The sequence below is a fragment of the Pseudomonas sp. URMO17WK12:I9 genome, from assembly GCF_900230165.1.
Lineage (GTDB): Bacteria > Pseudomonadota > Gammaproteobacteria > Pseudomonadales > Pseudomonadaceae > Aquipseudomonas > Aquipseudomonas fulva.
Map to the genome: position 1 here is coordinate 214791 of NZ_OCMQ01000007.1, position 15813 is coordinate 230603.

At 62.2% G+C, this 15813-nt stretch carries 18 protein-coding genes and 1 riboswitch; of the genes, 12 read left to right on the plus strand and 6 right to left on the minus strand.

Annotation, left to right across the window (positions count from 1 at the left end):
* The 4 genes from CRP40_RS15685 to CRP40_RS15700 form a co-directional block, all read right to left on the minus strand.
* Entirely contained in the window at positions 1-387 is a 387-nt protein-coding gene (locus tag CRP40_RS15685; protein ID WP_027914943.1) for a cobalamin biosynthesis protein, read from the minus strand.
* Positions 384-1070 (minus strand): CbtA family protein, encoded by a 687-nt coding sequence (locus CRP40_RS15690; protein WP_027914944.1) that lies wholly within the window; start codon positions 1068-1070, stop codon positions 384-386. Before CRP40_RS15690 ends, CRP40_RS15685 begins: the two co-directional genes overlap by 4 nt.
* Before the next feature lie 10 nt (positions 1071-1080).
* A complete protein-coding gene (locus tag CRP40_RS15695) occupies positions 1081-1272 on the minus strand; it encodes a CbtB domain-containing protein (RefSeq protein ID WP_027914945.1) in 192 nt (63 codons plus the stop codon).
* Positions 1273-1359: 87 nt separating this feature from the next.
* A riboswitch (cobalamin riboswitch) is annotated at positions 1360-1586 on the minus strand.
* Positions 1587-1630: 44 nt separating this feature from the next.
* Positions 1631-2110: a GNAT family N-acetyltransferase gene (locus CRP40_RS15700; RefSeq protein WP_027914946.1), complete on the minus strand. Its 480-nt coding sequence runs from the start codon at positions 2108-2110 to the stop codon at positions 1631-1633.
* A 134-nt stretch (positions 2111-2244) separates the two neighbouring features.
* Here CRP40_RS15700 and CRP40_RS15705 point away from each other — a divergent pair, with 134 nt between their 5' ends.
* The 4 genes from CRP40_RS15705 (at position 2245) to CRP40_RS15720 (ending at position 5199) form a co-directional block, all read left to right on the plus strand.
* On the plus strand, positions 2245-2868 hold the full coding sequence (locus CRP40_RS15705; protein WP_033695049.1) for a LysE family translocator: 624 nt from the start codon (positions 2245-2247) through the stop codon (positions 2866-2868).
* A gap of 20 nt (positions 2869-2888) precedes the next feature.
* The gene (locus CRP40_RS15710) at positions 2889-3809 is read left to right on the plus strand and encodes an alpha/beta hydrolase (protein WP_050587320.1); all 921 of its coding nucleotides are present in this window, start codon (positions 2889-2891) and stop codon (positions 3807-3809) included.
* A gap of 45 nt (positions 3810-3854) precedes the next feature.
* Positions 3855-4718 carry a pirin family protein gene (locus tag CRP40_RS15715; RefSeq protein WP_027914948.1) on the plus strand — a complete coding sequence of 288 codons (864 nt, stop codon included), beginning with the start codon at positions 3855-3857 and terminating at the stop codon, positions 4716-4718.
* Positions 4719-4938: 220 nt separating this feature from the next.
* Complete coding sequence (locus tag CRP40_RS15720; RefSeq protein WP_027914949.1) at positions 4939-5199, plus strand: DUF1652 domain-containing protein; 261 nt, start codon at positions 4939-4941, stop codon at positions 5197-5199.
* A gap of 33 nt (positions 5200-5232) precedes the next feature.
* Here CRP40_RS15720 and CRP40_RS15725 read toward each other — a convergent pair whose 3' ends face one another.
* Positions 5233-5520: a hypothetical protein gene (locus CRP40_RS15725; protein ID WP_027914950.1), complete on the minus strand. Its 288-nt coding sequence runs from the start codon at positions 5518-5520 to the stop codon at positions 5233-5235.
* Positions 5521-5662: 142 nt separating this feature from the next.
* Positions 5663-6310, minus strand: coding sequence for a DNA oxidative demethylase AlkB (gene alkB / locus CRP40_RS15730; protein WP_027914951.1), 648 nt, complete (start codon positions 6308-6310; stop codon positions 5663-5665).
* 171 nt (positions 6311-6481) lie between these two features.
* On the opposite strand from alkB, the gene CRP40_RS15735 reads away from it, so the two are divergent.
* From CRP40_RS15735 to CRP40_RS15770, 8 genes are all read left to right on the plus strand, one after another.
* Positions 6482-7225 (plus strand): gluconate 2-dehydrogenase subunit 3 family protein, encoded by a 744-nt coding sequence (locus CRP40_RS15735; protein ID WP_027914952.1) that lies wholly within the window; start codon positions 6482-6484, stop codon positions 7223-7225.
* 3 nt (positions 7226-7228) lie between these two features.
* Positions 7229-9013, plus strand: a complete 1785-nt coding sequence (locus CRP40_RS15740) for a GMC family oxidoreductase (RefSeq protein ID WP_027914953.1) — start codon at positions 7229-7231, stop codon at positions 9011-9013.
* Positions 9014-9025: 12 nt separating this feature from the next.
* The gene (locus tag CRP40_RS15745) at positions 9026-10336 is read left to right on the plus strand and encodes a cytochrome c (RefSeq protein WP_027914954.1); all 1311 of its coding nucleotides are present in this window, start codon (positions 9026-9028) and stop codon (positions 10334-10336) included.
* Between the two features lie 323 nt (positions 10337-10659).
* Entirely contained in the window at positions 10660-11679 is a 1020-nt protein-coding gene (locus CRP40_RS15750; RefSeq protein WP_027914955.1) for a LacI family DNA-binding transcriptional regulator, read from the plus strand.
* A gap of 74 nt (positions 11680-11753) precedes the next feature.
* A complete protein-coding gene (locus tag CRP40_RS15755; protein ID WP_027914956.1) occupies positions 11754-12542 on the plus strand; it encodes an AP endonuclease in 789 nt (262 codons plus the stop codon).
* Positions 12535-13500: a sugar kinase gene (locus CRP40_RS15760; RefSeq protein WP_027914957.1), complete on the plus strand. Its 966-nt coding sequence runs from the start codon at positions 12535-12537 to the stop codon at positions 13498-13500. The genes CRP40_RS15755 and CRP40_RS15760 overlap by 8 nt, the downstream gene beginning before the upstream one ends.
* Positions 13501-13543: 43 nt before the next feature.
* The gene (locus tag CRP40_RS15765) at positions 13544-14848 is read left to right on the plus strand and encodes an MFS transporter (protein WP_028687445.1); all 1305 of its coding nucleotides are present in this window, start codon (positions 13544-13546) and stop codon (positions 14846-14848) included.
* A complete protein-coding gene (locus CRP40_RS15770) occupies positions 14845-15807 on the plus strand; it encodes a D-glycerate dehydrogenase (RefSeq protein WP_027914958.1) in 963 nt (320 codons plus the stop codon). The genes CRP40_RS15765 and CRP40_RS15770 overlap by 4 nt, the downstream gene beginning before the upstream one ends.
* Positions 15808-15813 lie beyond the last annotated feature (6 nt).

Below are 15813 nucleotides of genomic sequence, written 5' to 3' on the forward strand. Positions count from 1 at the left end.
TCAATGAGCGATGGCGAGGGTCGCAGGGCCCAGGGTTTGACGCGTGATCAGAAGCTTCGTTTCGCCATTGTACTGGTCGGCCATTGCCAGTGCTGCACTCTCTGCCACGCCCCAGCACCCGCTGTGCGCAAAAGCGACGGCTGAGCGGTGGCTCAAATGCGCTTCGAAGCGATTCAAGTGCGATACAGGGTAGAACAACAGAGGCAGCGCCAGATGGCTCGCCAATGCATGCAGCCCCGGCTCGTGCGCCTTGAGATCGATGCTGGCGATACCGTGAAGGTACGCAGCGTCCAGGCCCCGCTGAGCGAGGCCTTGTTCGAGCAAGGTCAACAACCTGTCCATCGGGCAACCACCGCGGCAGCCAAACCCTGCATAGAACGGCTTCACACCGAGCGGCTGAAGCGACGATACAGGCCTGCGCTGATCAGGCCAAGGGCGAGCCAGAATGCTGCATTGGTAAGCCAGGACGCCAGCTGGAACTGGGTCTCCAAGGCTGCTGGAGCCAAACTCTGGTGCACTTCAGGCTGAGGGGCGCCTATGACGTGGGGCAACACCAGGACAATGACGCCCAACACCTTCAATGCCCAATGGCGGGCGAATACCAGCAGTGCCAGGCCTACGGCCGTGGCACCCGCAGCGCCAGCCCACCAAACCTGGCGCTGCGCCAGGTCCGCCGCCGCGGTTCCCGGAAGCTCCGGCGGCAATCCGAGCGTGGGCGCCAGACAGAACACGGCGAAACCAGCAAGGCCCCAGGCAGCACCGCTGGCCGTGGTGCGCGGTTGGCGCAGGCTGTACAAACCAGCCAGTATCAAGGCGAACCCCACCGCCACCACCAGGTTGCCGCCGGTGGTCGAGAGCGTGCGCTGCCAGCCCTCTTCAGGCGACCAGGCCTCGTCACTGTGCTCATGGGCGGCCTCGGTACCTTGGGCATGCGAATGTGCCGGCGCCGACGCCTCGTATGTCTCCGCTTGCAGGATCAACGGGCTGACCCACAAACTTTGCAGTACGGTCAGCAACAGTGCCGCCAGCAGTCCGCTGAAGCCCGCCGTACGGGCGATGTGCGTGATCATGGGCGGCAACTCAGTGGCAGGGGAAGGCGGCGCTGTGACGGGTGTCATGCGCAGCATTATGAACGGCTTCGATGTGCGAGAAGCCGGCAAAGTAAACCAGGCACAGGCCCAGCAGGCCGGCGCTTGCAGCCACGACAATGCGTTGACTGAGGGATACGGGTGCAACGATGCTGCTAACGTGCGGGCGGGTAGTGACGGGCATTGGCGCCTTCCTCTGCGTGTAGGCGACGGGCAGGCGCGGCAGCTGCGGGCGATACCCGCAGGAATGCGACAGCGCCCGCCCACCGCGGGGTGTTGATGAACGTCAGGCCGGTCTCCGGGCTTGCGAGGAGGAGGAGGGTATCTCCTGGGCAGCGTCACCTTCCCATGCCGTATCTGGCGGCACAGTGGTAAAGACGCCTCACTCGCTTACCGTTGCGGGGGCAGCACCGGAATAGTCCAGGCCTGTAAGGCAAGCCTGCGACGCACCGATTTCCCGTTTCACCCTCTAGGGGCACCTGACGCAATGCGATAGAAAAGCACGCGGGCCGCGTTGCGTCAAATGCACAGGCTACGCTCGATCATTGCTGGGCGAAGGCAATCAGCCGCTCGCCATCGAGCCGATAACGCAGCCACTCCGTTTGTGGTTGCGCCCCCAGTGCGTCATAGAACCCGATGGCCGGCTCGTTCCAATCCAGCACACTCCATTCAAGGCGACCGCAGCCTTTGGCAACCGCCTGCTTGGCAATGTACCTGAGCAACTGGCGCCCGGCGCCATCGCCACGGTCGCTGGGCGAGATGTAAAGGTCTTCCAGGTAGATGCCATTGCGCCCGAGCCAGGTCGAGTAACTGTAGAAGTAGATGGCAAAACCAATCGCACGGCCTTCACGTTCGGCCATCAGGCAATGGACGGTGCTGTCGGCGTCGAACAGGCTGCGCTCGATGTCCTGGGTAGTGGCCAGTACCTCTTCTCGGGCGCGTTCGTACTCGGCCAATTCGGTAATGAAGTCCAGAATTTGTTGGGCATCGGTGCGTAGGGCAGGGCGAATTACAAGACTCATCGAGCGCTTATCCTTTATCGGCTGCGAGTGATACAGCTATGTGTATCTGCAAAATTCTCTATATCTGTACTGCTAGGGGGCAAAGGGCTATGGGCTAGTGTGAATCCTTTCCTGAACCCAGTGGAATACCCGTCATGTTCGCCTCGCTCGACCTCTTGATCGCCTTCGTGCTGTTCGCTTTCGTTTCTTCCATCACCCCCGGGCCCAACAACACCATGCTGTTGGCTTCGGGCGTGAATTTCGGTGTGCGCCGCTCGGTGCCACACGCGCTGGGCGTCAGCGTCGGGTTCATGGTCATGGTCCTTGCCGTCGGCTTGGGTCTGGGAGAGGTCTTCAAGGCCTGGCCTGCGCTCTATACCGTGTTGCGCTATGCCGGAGCGGCCTATCTGCTGTACCTGGCCTGGAAAATTGCCACCTCAGGGCCGGTTGGCACCGCCTCTACGGCAGAGCCAAAGCCGATTGGCTTTTGGGCCGCGGCTGCCTTCCAATGGGTCAACCCAAAGGCTTGGGTGATGGCCATAGGTGCGATAACGACCTACACCCCAGCGCAAGGCTACGTTGCCAACGTGGTGGTCATCGCCGCCGTGTTTGCCTTGGTGAACTTGCCCAGCGTCGGTGTGTGGGTCATGTTCGGCAGTGCCCTTCGTGGCCTGCTGCAAAACCCACGCTGGCTGATGCTGTTCAATGTCCTGATGGCTGCACTGCTGGTCGTTTCGCTCTACCCGCTGCTGTTTGTAGAATCTACGTTCCACCCTTGAGGCAGAAGGCAGCGCCCACCATGCAACTGACACCGTGGTCCCACGATTGTAGCGAAGGGTTCACCCTGCGCGGCTGGCGCAGCGAGCCTACAGGGCGGCCCCTGCTGCACTTTCTGCACGGCAACGGGTTTTGCTCGCTCGCCTACCAACCGCTGCTGATGCAACTGGGGCAACACTTCGATCTCTGGCTCAGCGACGTTCAGGGGCACGGCGACAGTGACCACGCAGGCCCGTTCCGTGGCTGGAACCGCACGGCAGCGCTGGCGGCTGAAGCTTTCAGCGCGCATGTGGCTGAGTACGCAGACGTACCCCGCCTTGCCATCGGCCACAGCTTCGGCGGGGTGCTCACCGGGTTGTTGCTGGCCAGTGAGCCGCAGTTGTTCGAGCGCGCTGTGCTGCTCGACCCGGTGATTTTCAGTAGGCGCATGCTGTTTTCGATGAAGCTGGCCGCCTGCTTCGGGCTGAACCGGCACCATGCGCTGGCGCGCAAAACGGCCGGCAGGCGCAGCACCTGGCCCGACCGCCACTCAGCCATGATTTCCCTGCAAGGGCGGGGCATCTTCAAAGGCTGGAGCGACGCGGCATTGCAGGCCTATGTGTCGCATGCGATCGCCGAAGGCGAGGGCGGCGTGCTGCTCAAGTGTCGCCCAAGCCGCGAAGTGGACATCTTCAGTACCTATCCGTCCCACCTGTGGTCAAGCCTGTCGCGTATCGGCGTGTCGACGCGTGTGCTGTACGGCAGCCAGACTTACCCTTATGTGCGGGCCTCGGCGTTACGGCTGGCAGCGCTCAACCCTCATGTCAGTGTTCAGGAGGTGGGCGGCGGACACTGTTTCATGCAGGAATACCCTGAGGCTGCGGCGCAGGACGTGCTGGCTTTCCTTCGACCCAGCGTCCTACCGGTAGAACAGGCTGGACCGTTTCAGGTAGCTAGCCCGTGAGTCGATGCAACGTTAAGGTGGCACCCGGACGTTGAGGAGCGCACGATGAAGACGATTTTGCATACCCATTCCAATCCTGCCGGGCACTGGGTAGGCGATGGCTTTCCGGTGCGAAGCCTGTTCACCTATGACGACGACGTCAGTCGCACCAGCCCGTTTCTGCTTCTCGATTACGCCGGGCCCCACACCTTCGCCCCCACCTCGACGCGTCGCGGCGTAGGGGCTCATCCGCACCGGGGTTTCGAGACAGTCACGATCGTTTACCAAGGCGAACTGGAGCATCGCGACTCAACGGGCGCCGGCGGAGTAATAGGATCGGGTGACGTTCAGTGGATGACCGCTGCAGACGGCATCGTTCATGAAGAGTTTCACTCACCCGGATTCGCCCGCAGCGCAGGCGTGTTGGAGTCAGTGCAACTGTGGGTGAACCTTCCGGCCCGATTCAAGCGCGCTCCGGCCGGCTATCAGACCCTGGGCAGCGCCGATATCCCCACGGTGAATCTGGGTGCGGGCGCGGGCAGCCTGCGTGTGATCGCAGGTGAGTACCAGGGGGTGAGCGGGCCGGCGCGCACGTTTACGCCGATGGACGTGTGGGACCTGGACCTTGAGGCCGGCGCTAAACTGGTGCTCCCTATCCCGGCAGGCCGCACGGCTGCGGTGGTGACCCTGCAAGGCGGTTTGCGGTTGAACCAGGTCAGCGAGGCCGGCCCGTGCTCAGTGACGCTATTGGCCCGTGACGGTGCCGATGTGCTGCTTGAAGCCCTGCAGCCCGCCCGTGTGCTGGTGCTGAGCGGTGAGCCTATCGACGAGCCTGTGGTGGCATACGGTCCCTTCGTGATGAACACGCGGGAAGAAATCATCGAGTCCATCGAAGGCTTTCAGTTGGGGAAGTTCGGCCGTATGCCCTGAACGCGCACCGTCCTGGAGCGCGAAGCACCACCCGTCGCACCGATTCGACACGGCTCGAACTACCCAGCACCGCTCGGGTTCTTCAGCTAAGGTGCAGATGGAACCCCGCACGATCGATAACGCATATCCACATGCGCACCGACAGGTTCCTCTTCCTGTGGCCCTGTGCCTGGCCCCAGGCCTGTCCAACCGCAAGTTAATACAGAGAGGGCTCTCTGCCATGTCACTGTTAGGCGTATCGACACTGGAACTGCGACAGATGATCGAACAGGCATGCTTGCCAGATCGTTGTGAAATCAACTGTGCCGATGGCTCACACCTGACCATCCGGCTCGGCAATGGTCAGGATCTGACAGAGGCCGTCACGCTTTGCGATGTTCCGCTGAGCAGTCTGAACAGCAGCAGGGACTTGGTTAACCTGGTCGGCCAATTACACGCAATGCGTGACAGTGCTCCCATGCACTCGAAGAAATTAGCCTGACCGCGCGGCGCAAAGCTCGCTTCTAACCGGCCGTCACTGCAACTCAAGCAGAAGATTGAGCCCACCGTCGCCGCACTTGCCCTGGTCTCTGACAACGCCATGGTAACTGCGCCCGTCCCAGATGAACGCGACACTGTGCGCACTGTGCACCTTATTAGGCAGAGGCGGGCAGATGTGCAGACGCAGTGCAGGCCGACCTTGCAGGTTGAGCGGCGCAAGCTGGCACTGGCACTCGACGCTTTGCGCCACGGGACCGAACAGGGTGTCGCGGACGTAGTCGAGTTGCACCGATGCATTTGGAGCGCGGCCTGGCATTCTCATGATCGCTGCTCTCTGATCGAAGTACGTGCTAGGGCATGCAGATTTGTCATGACGATCTCCTGTAGGAAAGGCATTCGAGGAGGTTGCAGGCTGCATGGGAGCCCAGTCCTGCTCCATGCGTTCAATTCGATTGCTTCGTCGTTCAGGCCCCTGCCTTGCGAAACGTCAGGTTGATGCGCCGCGGGCCCATGCGTGGGTGCACGCCAGGCTTGATGGGCAGGACGCCATGAAAGCGTAGACGGTCTTCACCACCCCACACCAGCACATCGCCATGATTCAAGGCAATACGCTGGGTCTTGTCCGCGCGTTGCAAGCCACCCAACAGGAACACGGCAGGCAAACCCAGGGAAAGGGACACGATGGGTTGGCTGAAATCCTGCTCATCACGATCCTGATGCAGGCTCAGACGAATGCCCGGCAGGTAGTGATTGATCAGGCACGCATCCGGTACGAAGCCATCGAACCCTGCACGCGCAGCGCACTGCGTGGCCAAGGCCAGAAGCACGGGCGGCATCATCGGCCAGGGTCTGCCGGACAGCGGGTCCACGGGGCTGTATCGGTAACCGCGTTTGTCACTGATCCAACCGAGTGCGCCGCAGTTGGTCAGGCCCACAGCCATGCTCAAACCGCCAGGCGTACGCATGTGCCGCCATGGCGCTGATCGCAGGATCGGGCGAAGCGCATCCAGTACGTGCTCGACGTCATCTAGCGCGACGCCAGGCAACAGCACCGTGCGGGGTGCCAGCTGCTGCGGTTGGGCCCCGAACAGGTCAAGATCGGATTGGATCATCAGTCTGACTATTCCAGTAAGCCTGTTATCCAGCAGAAGAGAGCTGGCGTCTTTGAGCGTTCACTATCAGCCAGCCGCCAAATAATTCAAAACGTTTCTGAACGCCATTCGTCCGTTGATGGTCTTCATCGTGCCGTGGCCGCGGTAGCCGATTGACGATGAGGATTACATATGTCTGAGCATGTACCGGACAACCCCCGCAGGGACTTCCTGCGCAAGACCTTGACCTTGATACCGGTGGTAACGGTGGCCAGTACCGGTATTGGGCTGGGCGCAGCCACCGCCCTGGCCGAGCCGGTACGCCCGCCTGAGCAGCCTGAAGCCAAACCCGCTGACACTGCCTACCATCCTGCGTTCTTCACCCCAGAGGAGTTCGCCTTCGTCCAGGCAGCGGTCAGCCGGCTCATTCCAGCCGACGCGCTAGGGCCTGGTGCCCTCGAGGCCGGCGCTGCGCAGTATATCGACCGTCAGATGGGCACGGCCTACGCCAGCGGCGGGCTCTGGTACATGCAAGGCCCGTTCGAGGCCGATGCGGCACCCGAGCTTGGCTATCAATTGCAACTGACCCCGCAGCAGATCTACCGCTTGGGAATTGCAGGTGTGCACCAATGGTGCCTGGCCAACGGCAACAAGGCGTTTCACGCGCGCAGCCCCGAGCAGCAGGACGAGGTGCTGGCGCAGTTGGAGTCTGGTGAGCTGGCGTTGAAGGAGGTGCCGGCCAAAGCATTTTTCAGCCTGCTGCTGCAGAACACGCGCGAAGGCTTTTTCTGCGACCCCGTGCATGGGGGCAACCAGGGCATGGTCGGCTGGAAACTGATCGGTTTTCCCGGCGCGCGCGCCGACTTCATGGATTGGGCAGAGCGTAACGAGCGCTACCCGTTCCCTCCTGTGTCCATCCGCGGCGAGAGGGCTTGAGGCATGGCCAACACATTGAAGAAGGTCGACGCTGTGATCGTCGGCTTTGGCTGGACGGGGGCAATCATGGCCAAGGAACTGACCGAGGCCGGCCTGCACGTGGTGGCGCTGGAGCGCGGGCCCATGCAGGACACTTACCCCGATGGCAGCTACCCGCAAGTGATCGACGAACTGACTTACAGCGTGCGCAAGAAGCTGTTCGTGGACCTTTCCAAGGAAACGGTGACCATACGCCATACCGTCAACGATGTAGCGTTGCCGTACCGCCAGCTGGGCGCGTTCCTGCCCGGCAAGGGCGTAGGCGGTGCCGGTTTGCACTGGTCGGGCGTACACTTTCGTGTCGACCCGATGGAGCTGCGCATGCGCAGCCACTACGAAGAACGCTACGGCAAGTCCTTCATCCCCCAGGACATGACCATTCAGGATTTCGGCGTCAGTTACGAAGAGTTGGAACCCTACTTCGACTTCGCCGAGAAGGTGTTCGGCACCTCGGGGCAGGCCTGGACGGTCAAGGGTGAACTGGTCGGGCAGGGCAAAGGCGGCAATCCGTTTGCCCCGGACCGCTCCAATCCGTTCCCGCTGCCCTCGCAGAAGAACGTGGTGTCGGCTCAGGTTTTCCAGAAGGCCACCTCGTCGTTGGGCTATCACCCTTACAACCTGCCCTCGGCCAACACATCCGGCCCTTACACCAACCCGTATGGCGCTCAGATGGGACCGTGCAATTTCTGCGGATTTTGCAGCGGCTACGTGTGCTACATGTACTCCAAGGCATCGCCGAACGTAAACATCCTGCCCGCGCTGCGCCAGGTGGAGCACTTCGAGCTAAGGCCCAATGCCCATGTACTGAAGGTGAACCTGGACGACAGCAAGCAGCGTGCGACCGGGGTCACCTACATCGACGCCCAGGGCCGTGAGGTGGAACAGCCGGCCGACCTGGTGATCCTGTCGGCTTTTCAGTTCAACAATGTGCGCCTGATGCTGCTTTCTGGCATCGGCAAGCCCTACGACCCGGTCAAGAACGAAGGGGTGGTCGGGCGCAATTTCGCCTATCAGAACATGGGCACGGTCAAGGCCTTCTTCGACAAGGACTTGCACACCAACAACTTCATCGGCGCCGGTGGTAATGGCGTGGCGATCGACGACTTCAACGCCGACAATTTCGACCATGGCCCTCACGGCTTCGTGGGTGGCTCCCCGATGTGGGTCAACCAGGCGGGGACCCGGCCCATCGCAGGTGTAGGCAACCCGCCGGGCACGCCTGCATGGGGCAGCGCCTGGAAAAAGGCCACCGCCGACTACTACACCCACCAGATATCCATGGATGCCCACGGCGCGCACCAGTCCTACCGCGGCAATTACCTGGACCTGGATCCTACCTACCGTGATGCTTATGGCCTGCCGCTGTTGCGCATGACCTTCGATTGGCAGGAAAACGACATCCGAATGAACCAGTTCATGGTCGGCAAGCTCAGCGCCATCGCCAAGGCCATGAACCCCAAGGCCATTGCGGTGCTGGGGAAGCAGGTCAAGGAACACTTCAATACTGCCTCCTACCAGACGACTCACCTCAACGGTGGGGCGATCATGGGGACCGACCCAAAAACCAGCGCTTTGAACCGCTATTTACAGTGTTGGGATGTACACAACGTGTTCGTACCTGGGGCCTCGGCGTTCCCGCAGGGGCTTGGCTACAACCCGACCGGTCTGGTCGCTGCGCTGACCTACTGGTCGGCACGGGCCATTCGTGAACGGTACCTGAAGAATCCCGGCCCCCTGGTGGCGGTGTAAGGAGCGATGAGCATGAACAGAATGTTGATCGCCACTGTGCTGGTGGGTATGGGCATGACGGCGCAGACAACGCAGGCAGCGCAGGCCGAACAGACGCTGGTTAGCCAGGGTGAGTACCTGGCGCGTGCAGGGGACTGTGTGGCTTGCCACACGGCCAAGGACGGCAAGCCCTTTGCGGGTGGGTTGCCGATGGAAACGCCCATTGGCACGATCTACTCGACCAACATCACCCCCTCATCCGAGGGCATCGGTCAGTACAGTTTCGAAGACTTCGACCGAGCCCTTCGCCGTGGGATCCGCAAGGATGGCAGTACACTGTACCCGGCCATGCCGTACCCGTCCTATGCGCGGTTGACCGAACCCGACATGCAGGCGTTGTACGCCTACTTCATGAAGGGCGTAACTCCCGTGCAGGAGCCGAACAAGGACACGGACATTCCTTGGCCCCTGAGCATGCGCTGGCCGTTGTCGATCTGGCGCGGTGTATTCGCCCCGAAGCCTGAACATTGGCAGCCGTTGCCCGAGCGAGATCCGGTGATCGATCGCGGCGCTTACCTGGTCGAAGGCCTGGGCCACTGCGGTGCCTGCCATACCCCAAGGGCACTGACCATGCAGGAAAAAGCGTTAAGTGCAAAGGAGGGCGATGCTTTCCTGGCCGGCAGCGCGCCGCTCGAAGGCTGGGTGGCGAAGAATCTGCGAGGCGATCACAAGGATGGTCTGGGCAGTTGGAGCGAGGCACAGCTGGTGCAGTTTCTCAAGACTGGCCGCAGCGACACCAGTGCCGTGTTCGGTGGCATGAGCGATGTGGTGGAGCACAGCATGCAGTACATGAGCGACGCCGACCTGACAGCCATAGCGCGCTACTTGAAGACCTTGCCGCCCAGCAATCCGAATGACACGCCCCACGTCTACGACCGGCAAGTGGCGGATGCGCTGTGGAAAGGCGACGACAGCAAGCCAGGGGCTGGGGTATATATCGACAATTGCGCCGCCTGCCACCGCACCGATGGCAAGGGGTACACGCGCGTCTTCCCAGCGCTTGCCGGTAACCCGGTGGTGCAGACCCAGGATGCTACCTCGTTGATTCATTTGGTACTCAAGGGTGGGACCCTGCCCGCGACCCGCACGGCGCCCTCGAACTTCACCATGCCGGCCTATGGCTGGCGCCTGAGCGACCAGGAGGTGACTGACGTGGTCAACTTTATCCGCACCAGCTGGGGTAACCAGGGTGAGCCTATCGAGGTCAAGGCGGTGAAAAAGCTTCGCACAAGCGACATGAAGCAGACATCGGGTGATGATCTCGGGCAGGTGACCGAGCACTAGCGCTGCAGGGCTATGCCGCTGCCAGGGGCCCTGTGTTTGCACTGCCCCTGCAGCCTGGAATCCCGAGAGTCAAAGCCCTTCCGGCCGCGATAGACCGCGCAGCGGCCCCCAGATTTTAGCTTCGTATCTTACATCGCTGGGGCTTCTGGGCGGCCCATCACGGCTGGTCCGGCGCCCCGGCTAGGCCGCTTCCACAGGGTCCTCATACTGTTTGAACCGGCAGTAAACAGCATTCCCGATCAACGGTGGATTGACGCGTATAGGCATTTTTTGTTCTAGTGAAACCGGTTTCATCATGATCACAACAACCACAAGGTCCCATCATGAGCCCAGCACCCGCGCCAGCGCGCGACCGTGTCACCATCAGCGAGGTGGCCCGTGTCGCAGGTGTCTCCAAGGCCACCGTTTCCCGGTACATCGGAGGCGATCGCCAGTTGCTGGCCGATGCCACGGCCCAACGCCTGGGCGAGGTGATCGAGCAGCTTGGCTATCGGCCGAACCAGATGGCGCGCGGGCTCAAGCGCGGGCAGACACGACTGATCGGCATGCTGGTCGCCGATATTCTCAATCCCTATTCGGTCGCAGTCATGCACGGCGTGGAGACGGCTTGCCGCCAGCATGGCTACAGCCTTGTAGTGTGCAACACCAACCGCGATGACGAGCAAGAGCGCCACCATCTGCGCGCGTTGCAGTCCTACAACGTGGAAGGGCTGATCGTGAACACCCTGGGCCACCACCCAGGTGAGTTGCATACCGTCATGCGTGACCTGCCCATCGTGCTGGTCGACCGGCAGTTACCTGAGATTAACGCCGATCTGGTCGGCCTGGACAACGCTCAAGCGATGCAGCAGGGTGTCGAGCATCTGCACGCTCGGGGTTACCGGGACATTCTCGCCGTCACCGAGCCGCTGGACGGTACCAGCTCGCGAGCCGAGCGGGTCCAGGCATTGACAGCCTGTGTCCAAAGCCGCGCCGACATGCAGTGCGAGGTCGTGCAGACCGGCCCGGGATTGTCACAAGCGCTCATCCGTTTCCTGGGCAGCAACGGCACCCGTCCCAAGGCACTTTTCACCCTCAACGGCGTTGCAACGCTGGCGGTCACCACCGCATTGCGCGAGGCCGGGCATGCGCTGTTCGGTAATGTTGGGGTGATCGCCTTGGACGACCTTGACTGGTACCCCTTGGTAGGCAACGGCATCACGGCCCTGGCGCAGCCCACCGAACGCATCGGCATGGCAGCGTTCGAGCACTTGCTCAGTCGCCTGCACGGTGAACAAGGCGCCGCCCGGCGCATCGATTTCAAAGCGTCGCTGATCATACGAGGTTCTACCCCCCTACGTTGAACATAACGGCGGCTAGCGGCCTATCCGCAATGCCTGACGTTCAAAAATGAAACCGGTTTCATAGGACAATAACAATGCATGCAAATCCTGTTTCCATCAGCCTGTCCAGCTACGGCGCAGACTTCGTCCGACAACGCGGCCAGGAGCAGTTCATCGATCTGCTGGCAAGCGCTGGGGCAAGCCGCGTTGAGTTACGTGAGGAATTGTTCTCATGCCAGCCCGACCCGACTGCCTTGGGTGCATTCATCGCCGGTGCAGGGCTGCAGTGCCTCTATTCCACACCGCTGGAGCTTTGGTGCGCAGAGGGTACGCCCGCGCCCGAACTGGGTGCCAAGCTGCGCATCGCCAAGGCACTTGGGGCTGTAGCGGTGAAAGTGTCTTTGGGGCATTACCGAGCTGGCGTCGACATGCAGGTATTGCGGGCGGTGCTACCCGAGGACGGCCCCGTGTTGCTGGTCGAGAACGACCAGACTGAGCACGGTGGGCGGATCGCGCCGCTCGTGGGCTTTTTCGAACAGGCACACGCGTGCGGCGTGCGGGTCGGCATGACGTTCGACATCGGCAACTGGCAGTGGCTGGACGAGCCGGTGCTGGAAGCCGCCAGCCTTCTTGGGCGATGGGTTGAGTATGTGCACTGCAAAGCAGTGACTCGCCATGGTGGTGGGCGACTGGCTGCCGCTGCACCTCAGGCGCCCGATCTTGAGCACTGGCAGCAGATCCTGGCCCATTTCACACCTGGGGTCATGCGTGCTGTGGAATACCCGCTGCTTGGCGAAGACTTGCTGACCGTGACGCGCAGCCACGTACATCAACTGTCCGCACTGGGTGCGCGCCACTGCGCACGGGAGCTGAGCCATGCCTGATCATGACGTGTTGTGCTTCGGCGAGACCATGGCCATGTTCGTGGCCGATGATGTGGGGGATCTTGCACAGGTCGGGCGTTTCGGCAAACGCATTGCCGGCGCCGACAGCAATGTCGCCATCGGCTTGTCGCGGCTTGGCTTTGGCGTGCGCTGGATCAGCCGGGTCGGCAACGACTCGCTGGGGCGCTTCGTACTCGACAGTTTGCGCGCAGAGGGGATCGACTGCGCGGATGTGCAGGTTGACCCAACGCATCCGACGGGTTTTCAACTGAAGGCGCGCTGCGATGACGGCAGTGACCCTGTCGTCGAGTATTTCCGGCGTGGCTCTGCAGCCAGCCACATGAGCGCTTCGATGCTGGATCCGGCCTGGTTGCGCGCGGGCCACCTGCACGTAACCGGCATTCCGCTGGCGCTGTCGGACGGCTGTCGGGGGCTTGCCCAGGCGTTGGTCAGCCAGATGCGCAAAGCCGGTCGCACCCTTTCATTCGACCCCAATCTGCGCCCGACGCTATGGCCCGACAAACAGCGCATGATCACCGAGATCAACGCCATTGCTGCCCAGGCCAATTGGGTGCTGCCGGGGCTGGAGGAGGGCCGCCTGCTCACGGGCAGGCAGACACCTGCCGAGATCGCCGGCTTTTACCTGGACCTTGGTGTGGACCTGGTGGTGATCAAGCTGGGCGAGGCGGGCGCCTACTACCGCAGTGCCAACGAGGAGGGCCAAGTCGCGGCCGTACCTGCGCCCTGCGTGGTCGATACCGTGGGCGCTGGCGATGCCTTCGCCGTCGGTGTGCTCAGCGCCTTGCTTGAAGGCCAGCCCGTCGAGCACGCCGTTGCCCGCGGCAATTGGTGCGGCAGCCGCGCGGTGCAGTCGCGCGGTGATATGGAGGGCTTGCCGCACCGGCAGGACCTGACGGCATACGAATCCCCACAAAACCCTGAAATACGCACGGCCTGAATCACCTGTCGCACAAAAACAACAAGCTCAGGAGAAACTCACCATGAAACGTACAAGCCTGGCGCCACGCCGCTGGTGGTACATCATCCCCATCGTGTTCGTCACCTACAGCCTTGCCTATCTGGACCGTGCCAACTACGGCTTCGCAGCCGCATCGGGCATGGCCGAAGACCTGCACATCACCCCTGTGCTGTCCTCGCTACTGGGTGCGCTGTTCTTTCTGGGCTACTTCTTCTTCCAGGTACCGGGGGCTATCTACGCCCAAAAGCGCAGCGTCAAGAAGCTCATTTTCGTCTGCCTGATCCTGTGGGGTGGGCTGGCCACGCTGACCGGCATGGTCAGCAACGTGTACATGCTGATTGGCATCCGTTTTCTGCTGGGTGTGGTAGAGGCGGCGGTGATGCCGGCCATGCTGGTCTACCTGTGCCACTGGTTCACCCGGGCGGAACGTTCGCGCGCCAATACCTTCCTGATGCTGGGCAATCCAGTGACCATCCTGTGGATGTCGGTGGTGTCCGGCTACCTGATCAAGCATTTCGACTGGCGCTGGATGTTCATCATCGAGGGTTTGCCGGCGGTCATCTGGGCGTTTTGCTGGTGGCGCCTGGTCGATGACCGGCCTGCGCAGGTTTCATGGCTGAGCGAGCAGGAGAAGAATGATCTGCAACAGGCGCTGGCGGCAGAGCAGCAGGGCATCAAGCCGGTCAAGAACTACCGAGAGGCGTTCCGCTCGCCGCAGGTGATCATTCTGTCACTGCAGTATTTCTGCTGGAGCATTGGCGTGTACGGTTTTGTGCTGTGGCTGCCCTCGATCCTCAAGCAGGCAGCCAACGTCGACATCGTCGAGGCCGGGTGGCTGGCCTCGGTACCCTACCTGGCAGCAGTGATCGCGATGGTGGGCGTCTCCTGGGCCTCCGATCGGATGCAACGGCGCAAGCGCTTCGTGTGGCCACCGCTGCTGGTGGCAGCGCTCGCGTTCTACGGCTCCTACGCTTTGGGGACCGAGCACTTCTGGCTGTCGTATGCACTGCTGGTGGTCGCCGGGGCCTGCATGTATGCCCCCTACGGCCCGTTTTTCGCGATCGTGCCCGAGATTCTGCCGGCCAACGTGGCCGGTGGCGCCATGGCCTTGATCAACAGCATGGGTGCGCTGGGCTCGTTCGGTGGTTCGTGGCTGGTGGGCTATCTCAACGGTGCCACGGGTAGCCCTGCGGCCTCGTACCTGTTCATGTGCGGCGCGCTGCTGTGCGCCGTCGCCCTGACCGCAGCGCTGAACAACTCAACCACCTCCGGGCGTGCCAAGACACCTTGCCTGCGCCCGGCCATCCCTTCCAGGAACCCGACATGAAAAAACGCATCGTGCTGTACAAGGCGTTGTCCCCCGACTTGCTCGCTCGCCTTCAGGCCGCGGCAGAGGTCACCACCGTCGACCTGGCCCGTCCCGATGGCATGGCGCGCTTGCGTGATGCGCTGCCTGGCGCCCACGGGGTGCTGGGCGCCAGTGTGCGCCTGGATGCCAGCCTGCTTGACCTGGCGCCCGAGCTCGAGGTCATTTCCAGTGTCTCGGTGGGCGTGGACAACTATGACATCGCCGACCTTGATCGACGCGGTATCGTGCTTACCAACACCCCCGATGTGTTGACCGAAACCACGGCCGACACCGGCTTCGCACTGATCCTGGCCACCGCCAGGCGGGTGGTGGAACTGGCCAACTGGGTACGCGACGGTCACTGGCGATCGGGCCTTGGTCCTGCGCAGTTCGGCAGCGACGTGCACGGCAAGACGCTGGGCATCGTCGGCATGGGACGGATCGGTGAGGCGCTGGCGCGGCGAGCGGCCGCTGGTTTCGGCATGCAGGTGATCTACCACAGCCAGCGGCCCAAGCCTGACGTCGAGGCCCGCTACGGGGCCAGACGCTTTGCTCTGGACGAGCTATTGGCGAAGGCAGATTTCGTCTGCCTCACCGTCCCGTTGAGCGCAGCTACCGAAGGGCTGATCGGGCGCGGGGAGCTGGCGCTGATGAAGCCTGAGGCCATCCTGATCAATATCTCCCGAGGGCGGGTCGTGGACGAACAGGCATTGATCGATGCCCTTGAAACACGGCGCATCCGCGGCGCGGGCCTGGATGTATTCGTTCAGGAGCCATTGGCGGCCGACTCGCCTTTGCTCCGGCTGGACAACGTAGTGGCCACCCCGCACATAGGTTCGGCCACAGAAGAAACTCGGCAAGCGATGGCGCGTTGCGCCGTGGACAACCTGCTCGCCGCGCTGGCGGGTAGGCGCCCGGCCAACGCGGTCAATGGCTGATAAGCC